The sequence below is a fragment of the Streptomyces winkii genome (assembly GCF_032248595.1).
Lineage (GTDB): Bacteria > Actinomycetota > Actinomycetes > Streptomycetales > Streptomycetaceae > Streptomyces > Streptomyces winkii.
In genome coordinates, this window is the sequence record NZ_JASTTH010000004.1 from 455,246 (window position 1) to 477,118 (window position 21,873).

General features: G+C 71.2%; 19 protein-coding genes. 7 read left to right on the plus strand and 12 right to left on the minus strand.

Going from position 1 to position 21,873, the window contains the following annotated elements:
- Positions 1–108: 108 nt before the first annotated feature.
- Positions 109–1,656, minus strand: coding sequence for an FAD-dependent oxidoreductase (locus tag QQM67_RS14150; protein ID WP_314174165.1), 1,548 nt, complete (start codon positions 1,654–1,656; stop codon positions 109–111).
- A 367-nt stretch (positions 1,657–2,023) separates the two neighbouring features.
- On the opposite strand from QQM67_RS14150, the gene QQM67_RS14155 reads away from it, so the two are divergent.
- On the plus strand, positions 2,024–3,205 hold the full coding sequence (locus QQM67_RS14155) for an alcohol dehydrogenase catalytic domain-containing protein (protein ID WP_314174166.1): 1,182 nt from the start codon (positions 2,024–2,026) through the stop codon (positions 3,203–3,205).
- 129 nt (positions 3,206–3,334) lie between these two features.
- On the opposite strand, the gene QQM67_RS14160 is transcribed toward QQM67_RS14155, so the two are convergent.
- The gene (locus QQM67_RS14160) at positions 3,335–3,979 is read right to left on the minus strand and encodes a phosphoribosyltransferase (protein ID WP_314174167.1); all 645 of its coding nucleotides are present in this window, start codon (positions 3,977–3,979) and stop codon (positions 3,335–3,337) included.
- 199 nt (positions 3,980–4,178) lie between these two features.
- Here QQM67_RS14160 and QQM67_RS14165 point away from each other — a divergent pair, with 199 nt between their 5' ends.
- Positions 4,179–4,961 carry a DUF6227 family protein gene (locus QQM67_RS14165; RefSeq protein WP_314174168.1) on the plus strand — a complete coding sequence of 261 codons (783 nt, stop codon included), beginning with the start codon at positions 4,179–4,181 and terminating at the stop codon, positions 4,959–4,961.
- Between the two features lie 281 nt (positions 4,962–5,242).
- On the plus strand, positions 5,243–6,589 hold the full coding sequence (locus tag QQM67_RS14170; RefSeq protein ID WP_314174169.1) for a transglycosylase family protein: 1,347 nt from the start codon (positions 5,243–5,245) through the stop codon (positions 6,587–6,589).
- Positions 6,590–6,680: 91 nt separating this feature from the next.
- Here the strand turns inward: QQM67_RS14170 and QQM67_RS14175 are convergent, their stop codons facing one another.
- From QQM67_RS14175 to QQM67_RS14185, 3 genes are all read right to left on the minus strand, one after another.
- Complete coding sequence (locus QQM67_RS14175) at positions 6,681–7,184, minus strand: hypothetical protein (RefSeq protein WP_314174170.1); 504 nt, start codon at positions 7,182–7,184, stop codon at positions 6,681–6,683.
- Between the two features lie 52 nt (positions 7,185–7,236).
- A complete protein-coding gene (locus QQM67_RS14180; protein ID WP_314174171.1) occupies positions 7,237–7,587 on the minus strand; it encodes a DUF6343 family protein in 351 nt (116 codons plus the stop codon).
- 130 nt (positions 7,588–7,717) lie between these two features.
- Positions 7,718–7,918: a DUF2180 family protein gene (locus tag QQM67_RS14185; protein WP_314174172.1), complete on the minus strand. Its 201-nt coding sequence runs from the start codon at positions 7,916–7,918 to the stop codon at positions 7,718–7,720.
- Positions 7,919–8,615: 697 nt separating this feature from the next.
- On the opposite strand from QQM67_RS14185, the gene QQM67_RS14190 reads away from it, so the two are divergent.
- Together QQM67_RS14190 and QQM67_RS14195 are read left to right on the plus strand one after the other, a co-directional pair.
- Positions 8,616–9,437 carry an SAM-dependent methyltransferase gene (locus QQM67_RS14190; protein WP_314174480.1) on the plus strand — a complete coding sequence of 274 codons (822 nt, stop codon included), beginning with the start codon at positions 8,616–8,618 and terminating at the stop codon, positions 9,435–9,437.
- Positions 9,434–11,674 carry a putative bifunctional diguanylate cyclase/phosphodiesterase gene (locus QQM67_RS14195; protein WP_314174173.1) on the plus strand — a complete coding sequence of 747 codons (2,241 nt, stop codon included), beginning with the start codon at positions 9,434–9,436 and terminating at the stop codon, positions 11,672–11,674. Before QQM67_RS14190 ends, QQM67_RS14195 begins: the two co-directional genes overlap by 4 nt.
- A 69-nt stretch (positions 11,675–11,743) precedes the next feature.
- Here QQM67_RS14195 and QQM67_RS14200 read toward each other — a convergent pair whose 3' ends face one another.
- The gene (locus tag QQM67_RS14200; protein WP_314174481.1) at positions 11,744–12,685 is read right to left on the minus strand and encodes an alpha/beta hydrolase; all 942 of its coding nucleotides are present in this window, start codon (positions 12,683–12,685) and stop codon (positions 11,744–11,746) included.
- Positions 12,686–13,352: 667 nt separating this feature from the next.
- Between QQM67_RS14200 and QQM67_RS14205 the strand changes: the two genes are divergently transcribed.
- Complete coding sequence (locus QQM67_RS14205) at positions 13,353–14,555, plus strand: acyl-CoA dehydrogenase family protein (RefSeq protein WP_314174175.1); 1,203 nt, start codon at positions 13,353–13,355, stop codon at positions 14,553–14,555.
- 72 nt (positions 14,556–14,627) lie between these two features.
- Here the strand turns inward: QQM67_RS14205 and QQM67_RS14210 are convergent, their stop codons facing one another.
- The 5 genes from QQM67_RS14210 to QQM67_RS14230 form a co-directional block, all read right to left on the minus strand.
- Complete coding sequence (locus tag QQM67_RS14210; protein ID WP_314174482.1) at positions 14,628–15,197, minus strand: GAF domain-containing protein; 570 nt, start codon at positions 15,195–15,197, stop codon at positions 14,628–14,630.
- Entirely contained in the window at positions 15,187–15,792 is a 606-nt protein-coding gene (locus tag QQM67_RS14215; protein ID WP_314174177.1) for a GTP-binding protein, read from the minus strand. The genes QQM67_RS14210 and QQM67_RS14215 overlap by 11 nt, the downstream gene beginning before the upstream one ends.
- Positions 15,770–16,153: a DUF742 domain-containing protein gene (locus QQM67_RS14220; RefSeq protein WP_314174179.1), complete on the minus strand. Its 384-nt coding sequence runs from the start codon at positions 16,151–16,153 to the stop codon at positions 15,770–15,772. The genes QQM67_RS14215 and QQM67_RS14220 overlap by 23 nt, the downstream gene beginning before the upstream one ends.
- Positions 16,154–16,162: 9 nt before the next feature.
- Entirely contained in the window at positions 16,163–16,579 is a 417-nt protein-coding gene (locus QQM67_RS14225) for a roadblock/LC7 domain-containing protein (RefSeq protein ID WP_314174180.1), read from the minus strand.
- A gap of 211 nt (positions 16,580–16,790) precedes the next feature.
- On the minus strand, positions 16,791–18,641 hold the full coding sequence (locus QQM67_RS14230; RefSeq protein ID WP_314174181.1) for an ATP-binding protein: 1,851 nt from the start codon (positions 18,639–18,641) through the stop codon (positions 16,791–16,793).
- Positions 18,642–19,632: 991 nt separating this feature from the next.
- On the opposite strand from QQM67_RS14230, the gene QQM67_RS14235 reads away from it, so the two are divergent.
- A complete protein-coding gene (locus tag QQM67_RS14235; RefSeq protein WP_314174182.1) occupies positions 19,633–20,424 on the plus strand; it encodes a tyrosine-protein phosphatase in 792 nt (263 codons plus the stop codon).
- Between the two features lie 21 nt (positions 20,425–20,445).
- On the opposite strand, the gene QQM67_RS14240 is transcribed toward QQM67_RS14235, so the two are convergent.
- A complete protein-coding gene (locus tag QQM67_RS14240) occupies positions 20,446–21,828 on the minus strand; it encodes an aspartate aminotransferase family protein (protein ID WP_314174183.1) in 1,383 nt (460 codons plus the stop codon).
- Positions 21,829–21,873 lie beyond the last annotated feature (45 nt).

Below are 21,873 nucleotides of genomic sequence, written 5' to 3' on the forward strand. Positions count from 1 at the left end.
CCCGGCCCGTTCCCACGCGCCGGGCGCTCTCCGCCGCGGGGCCCTCCCCCGTGCCCCAACGGTGAGCCCACCCATGGGGCACGCTCCCCGGCTCACACCGTGCTCACGTCAGCTCACGTCGTCGCGCCGCTCCAGGGGTCTCGTCGCCGGCCCCTGGATGACCTGGCCCTCCGTGTCGAAGCGCGACCCGTGGCACGGGCACTCCCATGCGCCTTCCGCGTCGTTGAAGCGCACCAGGCACCCCAGGTGCGTACAGCGCGGCGAGAGCGCGCGCACCTCGCCCTCGGGCGTGCGGTGCACCGCGCAGCGCCGTCCCCGCACGCGCACGATCGCGCCGGTGCCCGGAGCGATCTCGTCCACGGTGTCGGCGTACGAGGACCGCAGCCGGTCCCCCACGAAGCGGCCCGCGACCGTCGACTGGAAGCGCAGCATCGCGGGCGCCTCACGGGGGCTGAGCCGGCGCGGCTCGTACAACTTCGCCCAGGGCGGCAGCTGTTGACCGGTGATGTACGCGGCCAGCAGCTGCCCGGAGAGCACGCCCCCGGACATGCCCCAGCCGCCGAATCCGGTGGCGACCCAGGTGTGCTGCGAGGCCGGATGGAAGGCGCCGATGTAGGGCACGCCGTCGGTGGTGTCGTTGTCCTGCGTCGCCCACCGGTGCACGAGGCGGGCGTCCGGGAAGCGCTCGTACGTCCATGCCGCCAGGCGCTCGTAGCCCGCGTTCACCGAGCCCTGACCGGCGGTTCCGGGGGTGAACTTCTCCCCGGTGACGATCAGCAGCCGCCTCCCCTTCCCGAACGGATAGGGCGCGGTGCGCACCGACCGCGTGCCGCGCTCCGGAGTCAGATACGCGCCCCCGGGGTCCTGCCCGGCGGGCAGCAGCGCCGAGACGACGAGTTCGCGCCGCGGCTCCAGCCGGGAGAACATCAACGCCCGGTCGAAGACCGGGTAATGGGTGGCCACGACGACGTCCCGCGCCACCACCTCGGCGCCGTTCTCGGTGACCACGCGGCACGGCTCGCCCTCGTCCAGGCCCGTCACGCGGGTGCGTTCGTGGATGCGGCCGCCGCGCCGCAGCAGGTCCTCGGCGAGCCCCAGGAGGTACTTGCGCGGATGGAACTGGACCTGGTTCTCGACCCGTACGGCCGCGCGCACCGGAAAGGGAAGCCCCGTCTCGGTGACGAAGGAGGCGGGCAGACCGGCCTCGCGGGCGGCGTCGGCCTCCGCGCGTATCTCGTCGGCGTGGTGACCGGACTCGACGAAGGAGTACGCGGGGATCCGCTCCAGCTCGCAGTCGATCCCCAACTCCCCCGTCACGGCGGCGAGATGCTCGACGGCCTGCTGCTGCGAGGAGGCATAGAGGCGGGCGTCCCCGGCGCCTCGCTTCTCCCTCAGATACGAGTAGACGAGACCGTGCAGTGCCGAGACCTTGCCGGTCGTGTGGCCCGTGACCCCTGCGGCGATGCGGTCGGCTTCGAGCACCACGACGCTGCGGCCCGCCCGCGCCAGCTCCCATGCGACGGACAGGCCCGCGACGCCGCCGCCGACGACCGCGGCGTCCACGTCCGTCACGCTCCCTGGCGGGAGCGGTGCATGGGGAGCGGCCCCCGCGGACAGCATCCAGTACGACTCGTAACCGACGGGCAGTGTGGTCACCGCTGCTCCTCATTGGTCGTCCGCGGCTCGCCGGCTCCTCCGGCTCGTCCGGGCCGTGCTGCCCGTACCGCTCGTGCGGCATGTGGCATCGGGCTCGCGACGCTCGTGCGGCTCGCGCGTCCGCGGCGCCGGTGATCGTGCCGCCGGTGCTGCCCGTGCCGCCCCCGTCGAGCTGTCGCCCTGCTGTGATTCCCGGCGCCGCACGTGTCACGCGTGACAGCGGGGTTCACGGCGGCACACGTACGTTTCCGGGGGGCGCGGCACGTATATCCCCGGTCGGGGCACGTACGCGTCCGGCTGCGGGACGTACGTGTCCTGCCGGGAACTGCCGGGTACCCGTGGCCGCCTCCGACGGAGGTGATGACGAATGAAGGCAGTCGTCTGGCAGGGAAAGCGCGACGTGCAGGTCACGGACGTGGCCGACCCCGCCGTGCAGGAACCGACCGACGCGGTCGTGAAGATCACTTCGAGTGGAGTGTGCGGCTCCGACCTGCACCTGTACGAGGTCCTGACGCCGCTGATGGCTCCGGGCGACATCCTCGGCCACGAGCCGATGGGCGTCGTCGAGGAGGTCGGCAGCCGGGTGCAGGGCCTGAAGCCCGGCGACCGCGTGGTGATCCCGTTCCAGATCGCGTGCGGGAACTGCTTCATGTGCGATCAGGGCCTTCAGACGCAGTGCGAGACGACGCAGATACGCGAGCACGGCATGGGTGCGCCGCTGTTCGGCTACACGAAGCTCTACGGATCGGTGCCCGGAGCGCAGGCCGAGTATCTGCGGGTGCCGCAGGCCCAGTACGGACCGGTCAAGGTCCCCGAGGGGCCCGCGGACGACCGGTTCCTGTTCCTCTCGGACGTCCTGCCCACCGCGTGGCAGGCCGTGGAGTACGCGGACGTGCCCAAGGACGGCACGCTCGCCGTCATCGGCCTGGGACCGATCGGCGACATGGCGTGCCGGATGGCGCTGCTGCGCGGAGCCCGGCAGGTGATCGGCATCGACCTCGTGCCGGAGCGGCTGGCCCGCGCCCGTGCGCGCGGCGCGGAGGTGCTCGACGTCACCGGGCACGTCGACATCGGCGAGGCCGTACGGGACATGACGCACGGCCGCGGCACCGACGCCGTCATCGACGCCGTCGGCATGGAGGCGCACGGCAACGTCGCCGGGAAGGTCGTGCAGAGCATGGGCGGCATGCTGCCCGGGAAGCTGGCGGAGAAGGCCGTGACCAAGGCCGGAGTGGACCGCCTCTCCGCCTTCCAGCACGCGATCGACATCGTCCGCCGCGGCGGCACGATCTCGCTCTCCGGGCTGTACGGAGGCGCCGCCGACCCGCTCCCGATGATCACGCTCTTCGACAAGCAGATTCAGCTGCGCATGGGACAGGCCAACGTCAAGCGCTGGGTGCCCGACATCCTGCCGCTGCTCTCGGACGAGGACGTGCTCGGCGTGGACGACTTCGCGACCCACCATCTGCCGCTCGCGCAGGCGCCCGAGGCGTACGAGATGTTCCAGAAGAAGGCCGACGGAGCCGTGAAGGTCGTCCTGAAGCCCTGACCAGCCGCAGAGCCTGCACCGGGGTTCCGCGGGTGTACCGCGAGACGGACCCCGTGGGAGGGGCCCCGGAGCCCCGCCCGCGGGGACGGCGGGGACCTCGCGCGGCGACCCGGGAGGACCGCCCGGGCGTCACTTCGTGACGTGCAGGATGTCCAGCACCTCGTCGTCGCTCAGCTGCGGGAAGTCCTCGTACCAGAAGCCGACCGAGCCGAAGGCCGGCGGGACGTACGCGCAGACGATCTCGTCGGCGTCCCCGGACAGCTGCTCCTTGGCCTCCCGCGAGCACACGGGAGCGGCGAGCACCGTGCGCACGGGGCCCGCCTGCCGTACGGCGCGCAGCGCGGCCCGCGCGGTCGAGCCGGTGGCGACGCCGTCGTCGACCACGACGGCCGAGCGCCCGGTGAGGTCGAGCCTGCCGCGGCCGTGCCGGTAGGCCTCCTCACGCCGCCGCAGCTCGCTCTGCTCGCGCTCGGCGATCGGCTCCAGCTCGCGCTCGCTGAGCCCCAAGTGCCCCAGCAGCATGGGGTCGTAGACCGGCGGAGCGTCGCCCGCCACCGCGCCCACGCCCAGCTCCGGCTGGAAGGGTGCGCCGATCTTGCGGGCGACGACCACGTCGAGCGGTGCGCCCAGAGCGCGGGCGATCTCGTCCCCCACGGGCACCCCGCCCCGCGGCAGGGCGAGCACGACGGGATCGCGGAGCCGTCCCTCCTGCTGCTGCGCGGTCAGCTTCTCGGCGAGGGCCCTTCCGCCCTCGCGGCGGTCGCGGAACTGCATGACGGCCGCCTCCCTCCATGCCGGGGAGCTCTGGCGCCCGCGGTACCCGGATGCGCTGGAATTACACAGGACGGCACCACGGAAGTTCCGCTTCCGGCACGGGAATTCCATCGAATCCGACCCCACGAGCGTGCCCTCAGGACTACGGTGTGTGGCTGCGGGGATCGTCATGTGGTGTATGCCGGGGAGGGGCTCCGCAATGGGCATGGAAGCAGTGCCGACGCCTGCTGTGCATGTGCGTGAACTGCTGGCGCGGGCCCGGAATCCGTTCGACGTCTCCGACGCCGTGATCGCGCGGCTCGAGGACGCCATGGTCTGCCATGTCGAGCTGCACGGCTGGCGGCAGCGCAAGGCACCCGCGCCGGCCCTGCGGTGCAGCAGCCACCGCCACGTCTTCCTGCTGTCCGACGGGCAGTTGGTGTCGCTGTGGGAGCTCAGCTACGACAGCGCCGACGACGGAAGCGGCGTCGCCACCGGGGTCCTTCACGAGGTGTACGAGAGCGAAGAGGCGCTCATCCGCTCCGAGCAGCGCGTGCAGCAGGCGCACCGGGCGGCCGTGCGCAGGCCGCGCGGAAGGCCCGGCAGGCGGGACGTCCCCGTCGAGCTTCTGCTGACCGCCGACCATCCCTTCGGCCGCCGCACCTACAGCGAGACGGGCTCCCCCGATCACGCACGCAGGCTGCTGCGCCGTGCCGAGAACGCCGACCGCCCCGGCGAGGAGATCGCCGCCCTGCTGGAGACGGCCCGGGGGCACGAGATCCTTCCGGTGCCCAAGCCGCAGATCCTCGCCCACGAGTGGCAGGTCTGGTGCACGGTGTACGAGCACGCGTTCCTGCTGGCCGACGGCTCCGAGATCAGCCTCTACGAGGTGGAGCACGACCTGTCGGGCACGGGCGCGCTGGTCTGCGAGGTCTACCTGGAGGAGGGCTTCGCCGACCGCGCCGTGAACCGCCTCGTGCGAGACCGCGGCTTCGGCTCCTGAACTCGGTTCACCGGCGCGGCTCCTGAACGTCCGTCTGGGGCTGGGCTCCTGGGGGCAGTTGCCGGCGCGGTTCCTCAACACGGCTCCCGGGCGCGGTTCTTCAGCATCCGTACGTCCGTACGCCCGCCCGTACGGCATGAGTGCCGGAGTGTGCCTCGGTGCGACGCGTTGTGACCCCTTGTGACCTTCTGGGCGCCGACCGTATCGTGGGCGCGCTCCGTAACTTCACTGACGCTCCGTAACTCCCTTGACGGGGTGCCCACTTGACCGGAGGTCCCGCCATGGCCGCTCGCGGACGCCACCGCCGCAACCGCACCGGCACGCTCTCGCGCACGTCGCTCAAGGTCACCGCCGGGGGAGCCGGCGTCGCGTTACCCCTGGTCGGTGCGCAGCTCGTGCATGCCGCTCCGGCCGACACATGGCAGAAGGTCGCCGCGTGCGAGAGCGGCGGCAACTGGCAGATCAACACGGGCAACGGCTTCTTCGGCGGGCTCCAGTTCTCCCAGAGCACCTGGGAGGCGTACGGCGGCACCGCCTACGCGTCCCGCGCTGACCTTGCCACCAAGGACGAGCAGATCGCCGTCGCCGAGAAGGTGCTGGCGGGTCAGGGCCCCAGGGCGTGGCCGAACTGCGGTCCGCGCGGCGGACTTTCGGCCGGCGACGCGCGTCCCCTCTCGGCGCGCGCGAAGAGAGGGAGCGCCGGCGACGAGAAGCGCTCGGCGGAGCCGGCACAGGCCGAACAGGCCGAACAAGCTCAACAGGCCGAGCGGGAACGGGCCGAGCGGACCGAGAGAGCCGAACGGGCAAGAGCCGACCGGTCGAAGAAGGCGACGACGTACGAAGTCGTCAGCGGAGACAGCCTCTCGTCCATCGCCGCTGAGCACGATGTGAAGGGCGGCTGGCCGGGCCTCTACGACCGCAATCGCAAGACCGTGGGAGGCGACCCGGACCTCATCCTCCCCGGGCAGCGGCTGCACTTGAACGGTACGCGGGCGGAGTCCGGCAAGAGGGCCGACGCGAAGGCGAAGAACGGCGCCAAGGCCACGGAGAAGCCCACCACGAAGCCCGGGGCGGAATCCACGCAGAAGTCAGCGGAGAAGTCAGCGGAGAAGTCGGCGGACAAGGTCAAGCCCAAGGCGGGCGCCAACCGTCACGCGGACCGCACGACGCAGCGCAAGGCCGAGGCCCGGGCCCAGGCCCCGGCCCGCAAGCCCTCCTCGCCCGCCGTCTCGGCCCCGGTCGGCGGGGTCAGCCCGAGCACCCCGTACCGCGCGGCGGGCGGCAGTTGGTCCTCCGGTCACCACACCGGTGTGGACTTCCCCGTCCCCACGGGCACCGCCGTGAAGGCCGTCTCCGCCGCCAAGGTGGTCTCGGCGGGCTGGGCGGACGCGTACGGCTACGAGGTGGTGCTGCGCCACCGCGACGGCAGGTACAGCCAGTACGGGCATCTTTCTGCGATCTCCGTGCGGGCCGGGCAGACCGTCAATCCCGGGCAGCGCGTCGGCCGTTCGGGAGCGACGGGCAACGCCACGGGCCCGCACCTGCACTTCGAGATCCGCACCGGCCCCGGATACGGCACGGACATCGACCCGCTCGGCTATCTGCGGGGGCGCGGCGTGCGGTTGTGAGGACTGCGGTCCCGCAGAACACCGCGCATCTGTGAGGTCGGCGAACCTGACACGCGTCCGCGGTCCGCTCGGCCCCTGACCGTACGGCAGCTCACAGATCCTCCTCGGTGTCCAGGTCGACCCGCTGCGGACCGGCAGGACGGACGGGCCGCAGGTCTGGGCCCTCCGCCGCCTCCTCGATGTCCTCGAGGTCCAGGCCGAGTTCCCGGTCGTCGTCCTCGGCGACGTGCACGGCCCGCTCCTCCCCCGACATCCCCTGCGCCGGAGACGTTGTGGAGAAGGTGTCCTGGTTCGCCGCCCGCCACGACAGCGGGTCGTCGCTCAGCTGCCCTGCCTGCTCGTCGGCGGGCTCCTCGGCGGCCTCGTCGCCGATGTCGGGCTCCTCCTCGGACAGCCGCTCGTCCAGGGACTCGCCGGCGACCTGCTCGGCGAAGGTGGTGCCGTAGCTCTCGACGGCCACGGGCTCGTCGCCCGGAACGGGCGCCCGCTGGGGGTCGCTGGCCAGTTCCGCCTCGGGGGATCCGTCGTCCTGGACGTCCGGGATTCCCTCGTCCTCAGGCTCCGCCCCCGGGTCGTGGCCTTCGTCCTCAGTCATGCCACCCGGCGGTACCCGTGTGGTGGTGCGGAAAACGTCCATGCCGGGCCCCTCATCGGGCGGGCGGAGGCCGCCGCCTGCTCCTGCGCCGCAGCACGACGATCAGGTCGGTCAGGGCGAACAGCGACAGGCCCCCACAGATCGCAGTGAGGGTGCGCAGCGAGTCCACGCCCGGCACGTCGCCGGGGCCCGTCTGCGTCATCCAGAACCAGAACAGCCCGGTCGCCGCCAGGAAGACGGGTGTGAAGAGCGCCGCGAAAAACAGGCGGACACCCAGGGCGCTACGGGCCGTGACGGGTTCCGTGCCCGTACGTGACCAGTAGCGCTCGAAGGGCTGCGGCGGCTCGGGGCGCGGCTCCTGGCGCCGTGTACCGGCCCGCTGTCCGGGACGGCGAAGTGTCATCTCTCTCGCCTCTTCCCGTGCTCGGGGTTTCCACTTCCAGTGTCCTCCAGCGCGTACGGCGGCGGGGAGCCGCTGTTCGCGGAGGCCGGAGCGCCGCTCGCCGGGGATGCCTTGGGATACCCCGTTCCGCTCAGATCTCGGCCTCGTGGCACACGCCGCACGTGAGGCGACGCGCGTTCGGTGTGTGCGTGGAGCGGCCCGTACCGGCGGCCTCGTGGACGGTCTGCGGCGCGACATGGGCGTGGTCCAGGCACAGGCCCGCTCCGCATCGGCTGCACACCGCCACGGCGGTCCTCGGCTCCTGCCGTGCATGACACTCGTAGCAGTTCATGACCGGTCTCCCTCCTGCCGCCTGCGGCGACCGGACGGCCCGCCGCGCAGGCGCCCGGGTGCCACCGCCCGCGCCCCGGAAACGGCAGGCGACGCGGAACCGCCCCGACGGCGCAGACCACCGCGACCGGGGACGGCCCGGTGCTCGCCGGTCCACGAGCGCACAACCGGCACGCACGACCGACCCCGGTGCCCCGCGGCGGACGAACGCCCCCGGGAGCAGGAGGCGGAACGCGCACGCCCCCGCGCCCGCATGCGCGCCGGCCCCGTGCCGCACGCACACCGACCCGGAACCGCACCCCCGAACGCACCCCGGAATCCGCCGGGTTGGCCGCCCCGTGCACGGATCGTGCGGCTCACGCCGCACGTACCGTTCCTGTGCAATTCGCACTGAAGGTCTGCCGTTCCCGCGCGCTCGGACACCGAAGAGGGTTACGGTGCCATGCATCCGCGTCGCAGCCCGCGCCGCGGAGTGAGATGAAGCCAACACAGGGGCAGGGCCGCCCAGTTCGTCCCGTTCTCGGGGGGCGTCATCCGGCCGGGGTGGACTTGCCAGGGTGCTATGCCCGGAAACTCACCGCGCCAGCCGACAAGATCCAGCCGCAGAGTTACCGATTCCTTCCAACTGCCCCGCACCTGTCAGTAGCCTCATGAATCGACGGCAAGCCGCCGTGGAGCTGAACGAGCTGGAGACCCGGATGGAACGTCCTGCATGGGCCCCGCAGGGCATAGACCTGACGGTGCCGAGCGTGTCCCGGATGTACGACTACTATCTGGGCGGCTCGCACAATTTCGAGGTGGACAGGGAAGCCGGGAAGCGTGCCATGGAGGCCTGGCCGGGGCTTCCGAAAATCGTCCAGGCGAATCGTGCCTTCATGCGCCGCGCCATCCGCTTTGCGATCGGGGAAGGCGTCACGCAGTTCCTCGACATCGGCTCGGGGATCCCCACCTTCGGAAACGTCCACGAAGTCGCCCTGTCCGCTGAGGCCTCCGCCCGCGTGCTCTACGCCGACAACGACCCCGTCGCCGTCGCCCACAGCCGCGCCGTACTCGAGGACGAGGACCGCGCGGACGTCGTCTCGGCCGACTTCCGCTCCCCGCAGGACATCCTGTGCAGCGCTGAAGTGGAACGGCTGCTGGACCTGGAGCGGCCCGTGGCCGTGCTCCTCGTGGCCGTGCTGCACTTCATCGAGGACAAGGACGATCCCTGGAAGACCGTCAGGGAGATCGGTGACGCTCTCGCACCCGGCAGTCTCCTTGTGGTGTCGCACAGTTCGGCGGACGAAGGCCCGTTGCGCAGCGTCGGCGACGATGTCCGCGACGTGTACAGACAGACGAGCTCACCGCTGATCACGCGCAGCCGCTCGGAGATCAAGCAGTTCTTCGAGGGGTTCGACCTCGTCGAACCGGGGGTGGTGCCGATCCCCCGCTGGCGCCCCGAAGACATGCCGGAGACGGAAGATCCTCTCCTCCTCAGCGGCTACGCAGGGGTGGGGCGCAAGGCGGGAAGCGTCGGGTGAGTTCGGGGCCGCACGAGTCCGAAGGGCTCGAGAACGACGGACTACGGCGCTTCGCGACGATCTGGAGCCGCGCCGTCTACCCGGTGACGCAGACCTCGATGACACGTGCCGAACTGGAGGACTACCTCTACCCGTTGGCCGTGCAGCTGTGCGACGCGCTCCACGCCCAGCCCTTCTCCCCGGCCGTCGGCCGCGAGGTCGGCTCCGCGCTCGTCGACGGCCACTGCACCAGCCCCGACGCGCTGCCGCATCTCCTCGGCGTCATCGACTCCTACCTGGTGCTCTACGGACGCGACCCGGAGAGCTCCGAGCTCCACGTCGACGAGGCACGGGCCCGCTGCTCCCGCCTCCAGCACTCCATCGCCGCCGGCTTCACCCAGGCCCTGCGCGACCGCACGCTCAGCGAGCAGGAGTCCCTCTCCCGGGCCGCCCTGGCCGCCCAGACGGCCGTGGAGGAGGCGCTGCACGCCAGCGAGACACGCTTCCGCGCCGTCTTCAACGGCACCACCATCGGCATCTCCATCGCCGACATGGACGGGCGTATCCGGGACGCCAACGGGGCTCTGGCCCGGATGTTCGGCCGCTCCGAGGAGGAGATGCGCCGGCGCAACGTCAACGAGTGGGTGCATCCGGACGACGCTCCCCATGTCTGGCGCATGCACCGGCAGTTGGTGCGCGGCGAGCGCGATCACTTCCGCGTGGAAAAGCCGTACCACCGGCCCGACGGCACGGTGCTGTGGACGAATCTCACCGTCTCCCTGCTGCGCGACGCCGACGGCGAACCGCGCTACCAGCTCGCGCTGCTGGAGGACATCACCGAACGCCGGCTGCTGCATCTGCGGCTGCGCTACGAGGCGACGCACGACGAGCTGACGGGCCTGCCCAACCGCACCCTCTTCGCCGAGCGGCTCGACCGGCTCCTGTCGGCGAGCAGCGACGTGAAGCGGTTCGGGCTGTGCTATCTCGACATCGACGGCTTCAAGGCCGTCAACGACAGCCTGGGCCACGCCGTCGGCGACCAGCTGCTGATCAACGTCGCCGAGCGGCTCCAGTCCTGCACCGCCGGGTCCGGCCACCTCGTGGCCCGCATCGGCGGCGACGAGTTCGCGGCGCTCGTCACCGATCCCTCAGGCCCGGAGGAGGTCGCCGAGCTGGCCCGCCAGGTGCTCGCGGCCCTGGCGACGCCCATCGGCATCGACGGCCGTGAGCTGTCCGTACGGGCGAGCATCGGCATCGTCGAGGGCCCGAGCGGCGAGCTGCGCCCCGAGGAGGTGATGCGCAGCGCGGACATCACCATGTACCGGGCCAAGGACGCGGGCGGCAACCGCTACGAGCTCGCCGACCCGGACTCCGACGCGCGGGCGATAGACCGGCACAGCCTGACGAACCGGTTGCCGGCGGCACTCGAGCGGGACGAGTTCTTCCTGGAGTACCAGCCGCTGATCCGCATGAGCGACGGCCACGTGGACGGAGCCGAGGCCCTGGTGCGCTGGAAGCACCCCGTGCACGGGCTCCTCGGCCCGGACCGCTTCATCCCGCTCGCCGAACACACCGGTCTCATCGTCCCGTTGGGGCGCTGGGTGATGGAGCAGGCGGTGCGCCAGGCGTGCGCGTGGCACGAGGAGCGCAGCGCCGCGTCGAAGAACGGCAGCAGGAAGGGCAAAGGCAAGAGCAAGGGCAACGGCGGGAGCAAGGCCAACGGCGCACCGGTGGACGACGCCAGGCCGCTGCGGGTCAATGTGAACCTCTCCCCCCGCCAGCTGCACCACCCCGATCTGGTGCCGGACACGGTGGCGGTGCTGGAGGCCGCCGGCATGGCGCCGTCCTCGCTCTGCCTGGAGGTGACGGAGAGCGCGCTGATCGGCGCCGACGAGGACGAGCTGAAGCCGCTGCGCCAACTCGCCGAGCTGGGCGTGGAGATCGCGCTCGACGACTTCGGCACCGGCTACTCGAATCTCGCGAACCTGCGCCGCCTGCCCGCCACCACGCTGAAGCTCGACCGCTCCTTCACGCGCGGCCTGCAACAGCACCCGGCCGACCCGGCGGACGTCACCTTCGTCGAGGGCATCGTCACGCTGGCGCACGCGCTGGGCCTGACGGTGACCGTGGAGGGCGTGGAGACGGAGCACCAGGCGTCGAAACTGCGGGAGTTGGGCTGCGACACCGCTCAGGGCTGGTACTACGCGCGTCCCGGGCCCGCCGCCAGCTTCCAGCAGGGCTTCGCGGTCACGCTGTGAGCCGGACGCGCCGGGTGCCCGGGGCCGGCTCCCGGAGCCGGGCCCGCGCGCGGCGCCCGTACGTACGTCTCACACCCGCGCGTCGAGCCACTGGAGAAGGTCCGTCTGGACCTCGTCGCGGTTGGTCTCGTTGAGGATCTCGTGGCGCGCACCCGCGTACGCCCTCCACCCCAGCTCGCGCAGCCCCAAGTAGCGGAAGTCCTCCAGGAGTTCGTAGACGAGCGTCATGCCCTGGTTGCACGGGTCCTGGTCGCCGACGGCGATGTGCACCGGCAGGTCGCGCGGGATGCGCCCGAGCTGCTCGGGGTCGTTGATCTTCCGGCTGCCGACCACCCAGTCCAGGGAGAGCCCGGCGCTGAAGGCGAAGCCGCAGCGCTCGTCGCCCGCGTAGACGTCGACCTCCGCCTCGTCGCGGGAGAGCCATTCGAACCCGGTGCGGTGGGCGTACGGGTCGTTGAACGAGCTGAACAGATCGGGCACGAAGTCCGAGACGGCGTCACGGCCGCCCTTGTCGATCTCGCCCTCCAGCTGACGGATCGCCGTCTCCGACTCGCAGCCGGGCAGGGAGCGGAAGGTGCCGGAGAGGACGAGCCCGGCCACTCCCTCGCCGTACTCCTGGACGTAGTCGCGGGCCAGTTGGGAGCCCATGCTGTGCCCGAAGAAGACGAAGGGCGTGCCGAGGGGCAGTTCGGCCCGCACGCGGTCGCCGACGGCCTTCAGATCCTCGACGGTCGCCCGCCAGCCGCTCTCGCCGACCACGCCGTATCCGCCGGTCTGCTCGGCGGTCGCGCCGTGGCCGCGGTGGTCGGAGGCGACGACCGCGTAGCCGTACCGGCCGAGGAAGCGGGCGAACCGGTCGTAGCGCTGGGCGTGTTCGGCGGCGCCGTGGGCGATCTGGACCAGGGCACGCGGGGTTCTGCCCGCACCTTCGGCGTCGTCCGGGTGCCAGGTGTAGGTGGCGATCCGGGTGCCGTCCGCTGCCGTCGTGTGGTCCTGCCGTACGCCGCCCACGGTGTCCGCCTCCTCGCATCGCCCGGCTGGTTCGCAGACGGTCACCGTACTGTCCGGTGCGTCCGGCGTGAAGGTCACCGCTCCGGGGTGAGAGCACGTACACGATGTGCCGACCGCCCCGGCCCCTCGATGACGTACTGGCCGTACTCGTCGCACAGTTGACGCCGGATACAGTGAACCGAGCGCACTCGCCTCAGCCGCACGGCGCCCGGCCGGCGGGCTCGCGTGACGCGTGCGCCGCACGCGCCCGCGGCGCGGAGCGCACACAGGTCGCCGGGCTGCGGCACAGCGGCTCCTGTCCGCACAAACCGGCACAGACGCCGACGACCGGCGTCGCATCCTCACGAATCCACTTTGGTTCCGCCCGTGTCGAGTTGCCGCCAATCGGCCGGAATTGCTGACCGCAAGCGGTAACGGTGCTATGCCAGTGGGTAATGCTGTGGGGCGTCCCCGCATGCGCCGGTCCGCTGCCGGTGGCATACGCCCCTTTGCACAAGCCAGTTGAGGTTGCATGAGGGAGGGTTTCGGCCAAAACGCCTGAGCGATCTTGAACCGGCGGTGCGACAGTGGAGGATAATGCGGTCGGCCTATGCCAGGGGCGGGTCAGCTGCCGATGCAAGACCTCCGCCCAACCGGAAGCGGAGCCACCCGCGGAGAAGGGCTCGTCATGGAACGCTACTTCACGGACCGACGCCACGAGGAATTACGAGTGGCGGTCCGGGAGTTCGCGAACACCGAGGTCACACCCCGAATAGCCGAGATGGAGGCCACCCGCACCGCATCCGTCGGACTGTCGCGTCAGATCGCCCGTCAGGGGTGGATCGGCGCCACCGTCCCACCCGGATACGGAGGCATGGGCGTGGGGCACCTCGGCAAGACGGTGGTGATCGAGGAACTGTCCAGGGTGAGCGGCGCGATGGGCGCCATGGTCCAGGCTTCACAGCTCGGCGTCGCGAAGATCATTCACTTCGGCAACGAAGAGCAAAAGAAAACGTGGCTTCCGGCGATTGCCTCTGGCGACTGCCTGCCGACCATCGCCGTGACAGAACCCGACTCCGGAGGCCACGTACTCGGAATGACCTCCTCCGCCGTGCGCGACGGCGACGACTACATCCTCAACGGCAGCAAGGTCTACGTCGGCAACTCACACGTCGGGGACCTCCACGGCGTCGTCGTCCGCACCGGAGAGGGCTCCAAGGGCCTCACCGCCTTCCTCGTCGAGTCCGACACCCCCGGCTTCTCGCTCGGCGCCCAGCGGCCCGCCATGGGCCTGCACGGCTTCAGCTTCGGAGAGCTGGTCTTCGACAACTGCCGTGTCCCGGCGGCCAACCGGCTCGGTGCGGAGGGTGACGGCCTCGCCGTCGCCTACTCCTCGAGCGTTCTCTACGGGCGCGCGAACCTCACCGCCGTCTCCCTCGGCATCCACCAGGCGATCCTGGACGAGACCTCCGCGTTCTGCGGCGAACGGCAGCGCTACGGCGCCCCGTTGGGCGAGCTGGGCTCCATCAAGCTCAAGCTCGGCCAGATGCAGTCGCGGCTGATGACGGCACGTCTGGCCGCGTATCACGCCGTCCATCTGCTCGACCAAGGGCTGCCGTGCGACGCGGAGTTGATGAACGCCAAGCTGGTGAACGTGGAGTACGCCCTGGACTCCGCGCGCGACGCCATGGAGATCCACGCCGCGTGCGGCCTGTTCACCGACCGGCCCGTCGAGCGGTATCTGCGCGACGCCCACCACATCTTCGCTCCCGCCGGGACCTCCGACGTCCAGCGGCTGCGCCTGGGCGAGATCGCCCTCGGCACGGCCAAGGGCTCCTGGTCCGAGCGGCTGAGCGAGCTCGTGCGGCGCGAGCCGGAACCCACCGGCTGACCCCGGCCGATCCCCGGCCCGCCGGCTGACAGCAGTGGATGCCTGCGCGGCCGGCGGGCGCCGGTGGACCCGTCAGGGCCCCTGGTGCTCCCGCCGGTGGATCTGCTCCACGAGGTCCGCGGCCATCGACTTGATGGTCTCCAGCCCCTGCCGTCCCCACGGCCGGGGCTCCTGGTCGACGACGCACACCGTGCCCAGCGCCATGCCCGTACGGTCGATCAGGGGCGCCCCGAGGTAGGAGCGGATGCCGATCTCGTCGACGACGGGGTTCCCCGCGAAGCGCGGGTAGTCGCAGACGTCCTCCAGGACCAGGGCCTTGCGGCGCACGATCACATGCGGGCAGTAGCCGTGGTCGCGCGCCATGACGCGGCCCACGGACTCGCCGGCGTTCGAGGAGGCGTCCAGCTCGACGGCCTGGTCGGAGCCCGGCGCGTACAGTCCGGCGAAGTACTGACGCTCCTCGTCGATGAAGTTGACCATCGCGTACGGGGCGCCCGTGACCCGCGCGAGATGGCGGGCGAAGTCGTCGAACTCGGGGACGGGAGCCTCGCCGAGGCCCAACTCCCTCAGCCGCACGACCCTGTTGGGAGCCTCGGCGTCCTCCGGGGTCAGCAGCAGATGGCTGGTGGGGTCAAACTGCATCGGTGCCATGGGAGCTCCTCGTATTGATCAGATGCTGGACAAGGGAGACGAGAACCTGCGTGCCCGAACTGGCCTGCCGGGCATCGCAGAGCACCACCGGCACATCGGGTTTGAGGTCGATCGCGGCGCGCACTTCGTCCGGCTCGTAGCGGTAGGAGTTGTCGAACTCGTTGACCGCGACGATGAAGCTGATCCCGCGCCGCTCGAAGAAGTCCACTGCCGCGAAGCAGTGTTCGAGGCGCCGGGTGTCGGCGAGCACGACCGCGCCGAGGGCGCCCTCGGACAGCTCGTTCCACATGAACCAGAAGCGCTCCTGGCCGGGGGTGCCGAAGAGGTAGAGCATGTGCGAGGCGCTGAGCGTGATGCGGCCGAAGTCCATGGCCACCGTCGTGGTGGCCTTGTCCTCGACGCCGTCGAGGCTGTCGGTGGCGGCGCTGACCTGGGTCAGCAGCTCCTCCGTACTGAGGGGCTCGATCTCGCTCACCGCGCCCACGAAGGTCGTCTTGCCGACCCCGAAGCCGCCGGCGATGAGGATCTTCAGCGCGGTAGGGAACGGATCGGCACGGCTCGCCTCAGAGTCGTCTACGGAGCCCATCCAGCACCGCCTCCAGCAGGTCTCGATCGGTCGGGTCGTTGCCCAGCGGTGCACGCCCCGGAGCACGCGAAGTGATCGCTCCGCAGTCCACCAGGTCGGACAGCAGCACCTTGGTGACCACTGCGGGCTGGGCTATCTGTGCGGCGATCTCGGCCACCGAGACGGGTCCGCCGCACAGTTTCAGTACATGGCTGTGGTCGGGGCCCAGATAGCTGTGCGGACGGTCGCCGGTGGCCATCACCATCGTCAGCAGGTCGAACTGGGCCGAGGGTTTCGTACGTCCGTTGCTGACCGTGTACGGGCGGATCAGCCGCCCGGCGTCGTCGTCGAGCCACGGCCCTTCTAACGGCTCCTGTCTCATCCGGCCGCCTCAGTGGCCGGCGGGCTGTCGTGCCGGTGTGCCCAGATAGGGACGGACGCTCTTCACCAGCATCGCCATCTCGTATCCGAGGACGGCGGCGTCGGCGTCGCGCCCGGCGAGCACGGCGATGCAGGCCCCCTGCCCGGCGGTCGAGACGAAGAGCAGCGACGTGTCGAGTTCCACGACCACTTGGCGCACCTCACCGCCGTCCCCGAAGCGGACCCCGGCGCTGCGTGCCAGGGAGTACAGCCCGGACGCGAGCGCCGCCATGTGGTCGGCGGTGTCGGTCTCCAGACCGTGTGAGGCCTTGACGAGACCGTCGGATGACAGCAGCAGCGCGCTGCGCGTGTGGGGCACACGCTGGACGAGTCCGGTCAGCAGCCAGGAGAGGTCTGCCGTGTGGCCGATGGGGGCTTCACTCACCATGATCGCGTTCTTCTCCTTCAGGGCGGTAACCGCAGAGCGGGCTGGGACGGGGCCGTGCGGGGCCCGGTCCGTCGGAATCTCGGGGTGGGGCCCGCGGCCTGTGGTGCTGCGTGCGGCCGCGGGGCCGGGGACGTCTGGTCGGCCGTGCCGGTGGGCAGGTGGGAACGCCCGTGCCGGAAGGCGGGGTATCGCGGAAAGCGCACGGGCGGGCCTAGTCGGCAGGGTCGGCGGCGTCGGTGCCCGTGCCGTCGGCCCTGCGGCCGGTGGTGCCGTCGGAGTCGCTCTCGGCGAGGCTGGTGCCGCGCCGGAACGCCGCCATCAGGCTGGGGTCGTGGCCCTGGGCCGCCTCGTCCCAGCCGGCGTCCGCGGACTCACCGCCGCGGGCGGCCGGTGCCTCACGCAGCTCGGGCACGAGGTGCTCCTGACGGCGGCGCTTGGGGAGTTCGGGGCGCTCGCCGTTCATGGCACCGCCGGCCGGTGCGGATCGCCTGGGAAGGGGTGCCTGCGGGTGGGGCTGGGGCTGGGCCTGCGGCCCGCCGTGGGACGGCGCCTGTGCCTGGGTCTGGGGCTGAGGTCGGGTCTGAGGCCGGTACTGGGACTGGGCCTGCGAGTGGGACTGTGCGTGGGCCTGGGAGTGGGAGTTCGCCTCGGGCCGGGAGTGGGCATGCGAGTGCGCCTGTGCCTGGGAGTGTGCGTGCGGCTGCTCCTGGGAGGCGTGCTGGGACCCCGCCGCCTGCGGCGAAGCCTCGTGCCCGGACCGGGGCTGCGCGGGGATCGAGCGCGCCGGCGCGGCGTCCGGCAACGGCTGCTGGTGCGGGTGCTGTTGGCCGCGCTGGTGCGCGTGCTCCGCGCTCTCCGCCCGTGCGCGAGCGGCACGGCCGGCGGCGTTGCCGTTTGCGGCGGCTCCGGCGGCGCCGGACTGTTCGCCCGCACCGGGGTCGTCGCCGAGCACCTCGCGGGGCAGCACGAGCACCGCCTGGATCCCGCCGTAGATGTTGCTCTGAAGCTGTACGACGATGCCGTGCCGCTGGGCGAGCGCCGAGACCACGAACAGGCCGATCCGCCCGTCCTGGAGCAGCTCCCCGACGTCGATGCGCTCGGGGTCGGAGAGCACCGCGTTCATGCGGTTCTGCTCGGCGGCCGGCATTCCGAGCCCGCGGTCCTCCACCTCGATGGCGAGGCCGGCCGTCACGTGCTGCGCGCGCAGCAGCACCTGGGTCTGCGGGGCGGAGAACACCGTGGCGTTCTCGACGAGTTCGGCCAGCAGGTGGATGACGTCGGCGACGGCGTGCCCGCGAAGGGTGCCTTCGATCGGCGGTACGAGCTTGACCCGCGGATACTGCTCGACCTCGGCGATGGAGGATCGCAGCACCTCGGTCATGGTGACGGGGCGGCTCCACTGGCGGCGGGAGACGGCGCCGCCGAGAACGGCGAGGTTCTCCGCGTGCCGGCGGATGCGGGTGGCGAGGTGGTCGACGTGGAAGAGCCCCTTGAGCAGGTCGGGGTCCTCGACCTCGTTCTCCAGCTCGTCCAGGAGCTCGATCTCCCGGTGGACGAGGGACTGGAGCCGCCGGGCGAGGTTGACGAAGACCTCGACCTTCTCCTCGCTGCCGCTGGTGGTGCTGCGTACGAGCGCCACGGCGTCGGTCACGGCCGTCTCGGCCGCGTGCTGCGCGTGGGCGAGTTCGTGGGTCAGGAGCTCGAACGCGTCGGCCTGCGCGCCGGGTTCGGGCAGCGGCGGCTGCTGGCGGGGCCGGGGACGCTCGCCCTGCTCTAGCCTGCTCAGCAGGGCGCGGATCTCGGAGTGTCCGCGTGCCACGGAGCGGCGCAGTACGGTCTGGCGCTCCAGCGCGAGACGGGCCTGCGCGGTGGCGGTGTGGGCCGCCCCGAAGATGACGCCGCAGACGAGTAAGAGCGCGGCACCGAGGATGCTCCAGAGCACGACCCCGTCGTCGCCCTGCACGGACGCAGCCGTGCCGCCCTCGAAGCTCATCACGTACGCGACGACCGCGGCCCCTGCCACGGCGATGACGCAGGCGGGCAGCACGGCGTTGCGCACCATGCGGCGTCTGAGCGCGGCGTCGCCCTGGCTCTGCCGTGCCGGGACGCGGCCGTGCCGCCGCCGGGAGCCGCCCGTGGCGGCCGCCGCTTGAACCGCCGGGGCCTGAACTGCCGCCGCACCGTGCTGGATTGCGCCGTTGGGCCCCGGAGCGGCGACGGGGAGCGGGACGTTCCCGGGGTGGAGGCCCGAGGAGTGTGCGGGAGCGGATGTTCCCCTTCCTGTCTGCACCGCGTGGCTCGGGGGTTCAGGCATCGGATTCCTCGGTTGACTTGAGGTCTGCTGGTGGGCTTCTCGGGAGCACGGGAGCAGTGCGCGTCAGCTCTGTCGCGCCACCGCCACGCTAGTGCTCACAACCACTCATCGCGGACGCAGATGACATATTCGCCACCCTTCGCCAGCTCCTAACGAGTGAAGATCGCAACGCCGTGTGCTCTGGCACGCGTGGGGATCGTAACTCCTTTACGGAGCCCCGCGGTTACTCTTCGCCATCCCCTGGCGGGCCCGGACGGGGCACGAGGCTCGCCGGTCAACTGGCCGCCGGGGTCGCGGAGTTCACCGCGACACCCCCTCTGGCCTGCCAATTCGCCGCTATGGAGGGCGAGTCGGCGTCGTACGGACGTCGCGGAGGCCCGCACCGCCGCGGACGTCATGAACCGATTCACAAGTGGAACCCAACCCGCTGTTTCCCTGTGCGAGATGATCCACGCGAACCGCGCATAAGCGTGCATGCAGGACCGTTGCCGATTCGCTGACGCAGGCATATTCGCTCCGCCGGACCGCTCCGCGGAGCACCGCGTTCAGCCCCGTCGACGGGGCCGGAAGTCATCCCCGTCCGGCACCGCCGGCGCGCCAGGGCGCGCGAACCCATGGACACTCAACGAGTACGGCACAGCACCCTGTGTCACCGCTCTCATCAGCCGGACCAGCCGCCACCCGCCCCATGTCGTATCGTCGGTTCGGGCATCGGCTGTCGCACAGACGAGGAGCATCCGTGAGCCAGCAGTCCACCGAACCGGCCCTGACCGGGGTGCGCAACTTCCGCGACGTCGGCGGAGTACCGACGGCGGACGGCCGGCGGCTGCGGCACGGCGTCCTCTTCCGTAGCGGCCACCTGGCCCATGCCACGGAGGCCGACGCGGAGTTCCTGGGCGGCCTCGGGCTGCACACGGTCTTCGACTTCCGCAACTCCGCCGACCAGGCGCTGGAGGGCCCGGACATCGAGATCCCGGGTGTGCGCAACGTGAACATCCCGCTCTCCGACCCGGCGGACGGCGCGGAGTTCTGGAAGATGGTGCGCGACGGCGAGCTCGACCAGCTGCGCACGGTCCTCGCGGACGGGCAGGGCGCGGCCCGCATGATCGCCTCGTACCGGTCGATGATCAAGAACCGCACCGCGGAGCACAGCCGGATCCTGCACTCCCTCGCGGACGACAGCGTGCCCGCCCTGATGCACTGCGCGGCGGGCAAGGACCGGGCCGGGCTGTCGATCGCGGTGACGCTGATGGCGCTCGGGGTGGAGCAGGAGGCCATCGAGGCGGACTACCTCCAGTCCAACTCGCCGCACCGCCGCTACAAGATGCACCGCGGCGCGAACGGCGGCGTCTCCCCCGAGGTGGCGGAGCTGCTCTCCCCGCTCTTCGACGCGCGTACCGCGTATCTCCACGCCGCCGTCAACACCATCGAGGAGACGTGGGGCGGCGTCGAGGCGTACCTCGCCGAGGGGCTCGGACTGGACGCGGCCACGCGCGGACGGCTTCAGGAGAGGCTGCTGGAGGACGGCTGACGCCAAGGGCCGCGGCGGCCTTCAGCGGTTCGCCGCCGCCTGCTTGATCAGGTTCCGTCCGAACTCCCACATGAGGCCGCCGCCGTCGTGCGCCTCGTCCATGATCTGCTTGAAGGCGCCGACGAAGCGCTCGGCCTCCGCCTCCCCGATCACCAACGGCGGTGTCAGCTTGATGACTTCGAGTTCGTCGCCGGAGACCTGCGTGAGGATGCGGTGCCGCTGGAGCAGCGGGACCACCACCATCTGCGCGAAGAGCCCCTTCCGCGCGGCCTGGAGCATCGTCCAACGTCCGCGCAGGCCCAGCGACTTGGGCCTGCCGAACTCGATGCCGACCATCAGTCCGCGCCCGCGCACCTCGTGCAGCATCTCGTACTCCCCGACGAGCGCCGCGAGTTGTCCGCGCAGCAGATCGCCGATGCGGCGCGCCCGCGCGGTGAGGTCCTCGTTCTCGATCACGGACAGGGTCGCCAGCCCGGCGGCCATCGCCTGGGCATTGGTGCCGAAGCTCGCCGAGTGGATCTGCACGCGGTCCATCGACGAGAAGACCTTCTTGAAGATCCACTCCTTGCCGAGAGTCGCGCCGACCGGTACGTAGCCGCCCGAGAGGGCCTTGGCCACGCACACGATGTCCGGCCGCACGTCCGCCTCGTGCTGGTAGGCGAAGAAGTCGCCCGTGCGGCCCAGGCCCGTCTGCACCTCGTCGACGATGAGCAACGCGCCGTGCCGGTGCAGCAGTTCGCCGGCCGCGGCGAGGTATCCCGGCGGCGTGGGGTGTACGCCCTTGCCCTGGATCGGCTCGACGATGAGGGCCGCGACCTCTCCGCGCCCCAACTCCCGCTCCAGGGCGGCCAGATCGCCCAGCGGCACGGCGGTGTCGGGCAGAAGCGGACCGAACCCGCGCCGGAAGACGGCCTCCCCGTTGACGGACAGCGACCCCGTGGTCAGCCCGTGAAAGGCGTGGTCGCAGTAGAGGATCCGGGGCCGCCCGGTGGCGTACCGGGCGAACTTCAGCGCCGTCTCCACGGCCTCCGTGCCGCTGTTGCCGAAGTAGACCCGCTCCATGCCGGGCGTGAGGGCGAGCAGCCGCTCGGCGAGCAGCCCCGGCAGCGGCGGGCAGTCGAAGCGCGTGAGGTCGGCGAGCTGGGCCTCCAGCACGTCGTGGAGCGCCTGGCGCACGACGGGATGGTGCCGGCCGACTCCCATCACGCCGAACCCGGCGAGCATGTCGAGGTATTCGTGTCCCTCGGCGTCGAAGAGCCGGGCGCCCTCGGCACGTTCGTAGACCTTGTCGAAGCCGATGGTCCGCAGCATCCGCGGCTGCTGGTGGTTCAGATGCCGTGCGTGCAGTTCGTACCGTTCGGCTCCGCGTTCCGCCAGCAGCTCGGTGAGGTCGAAGTCGCCCATCGCCCGGCCCCCTTCTCGGTGTCGGATTCCTCGTTGCGAAGTGCG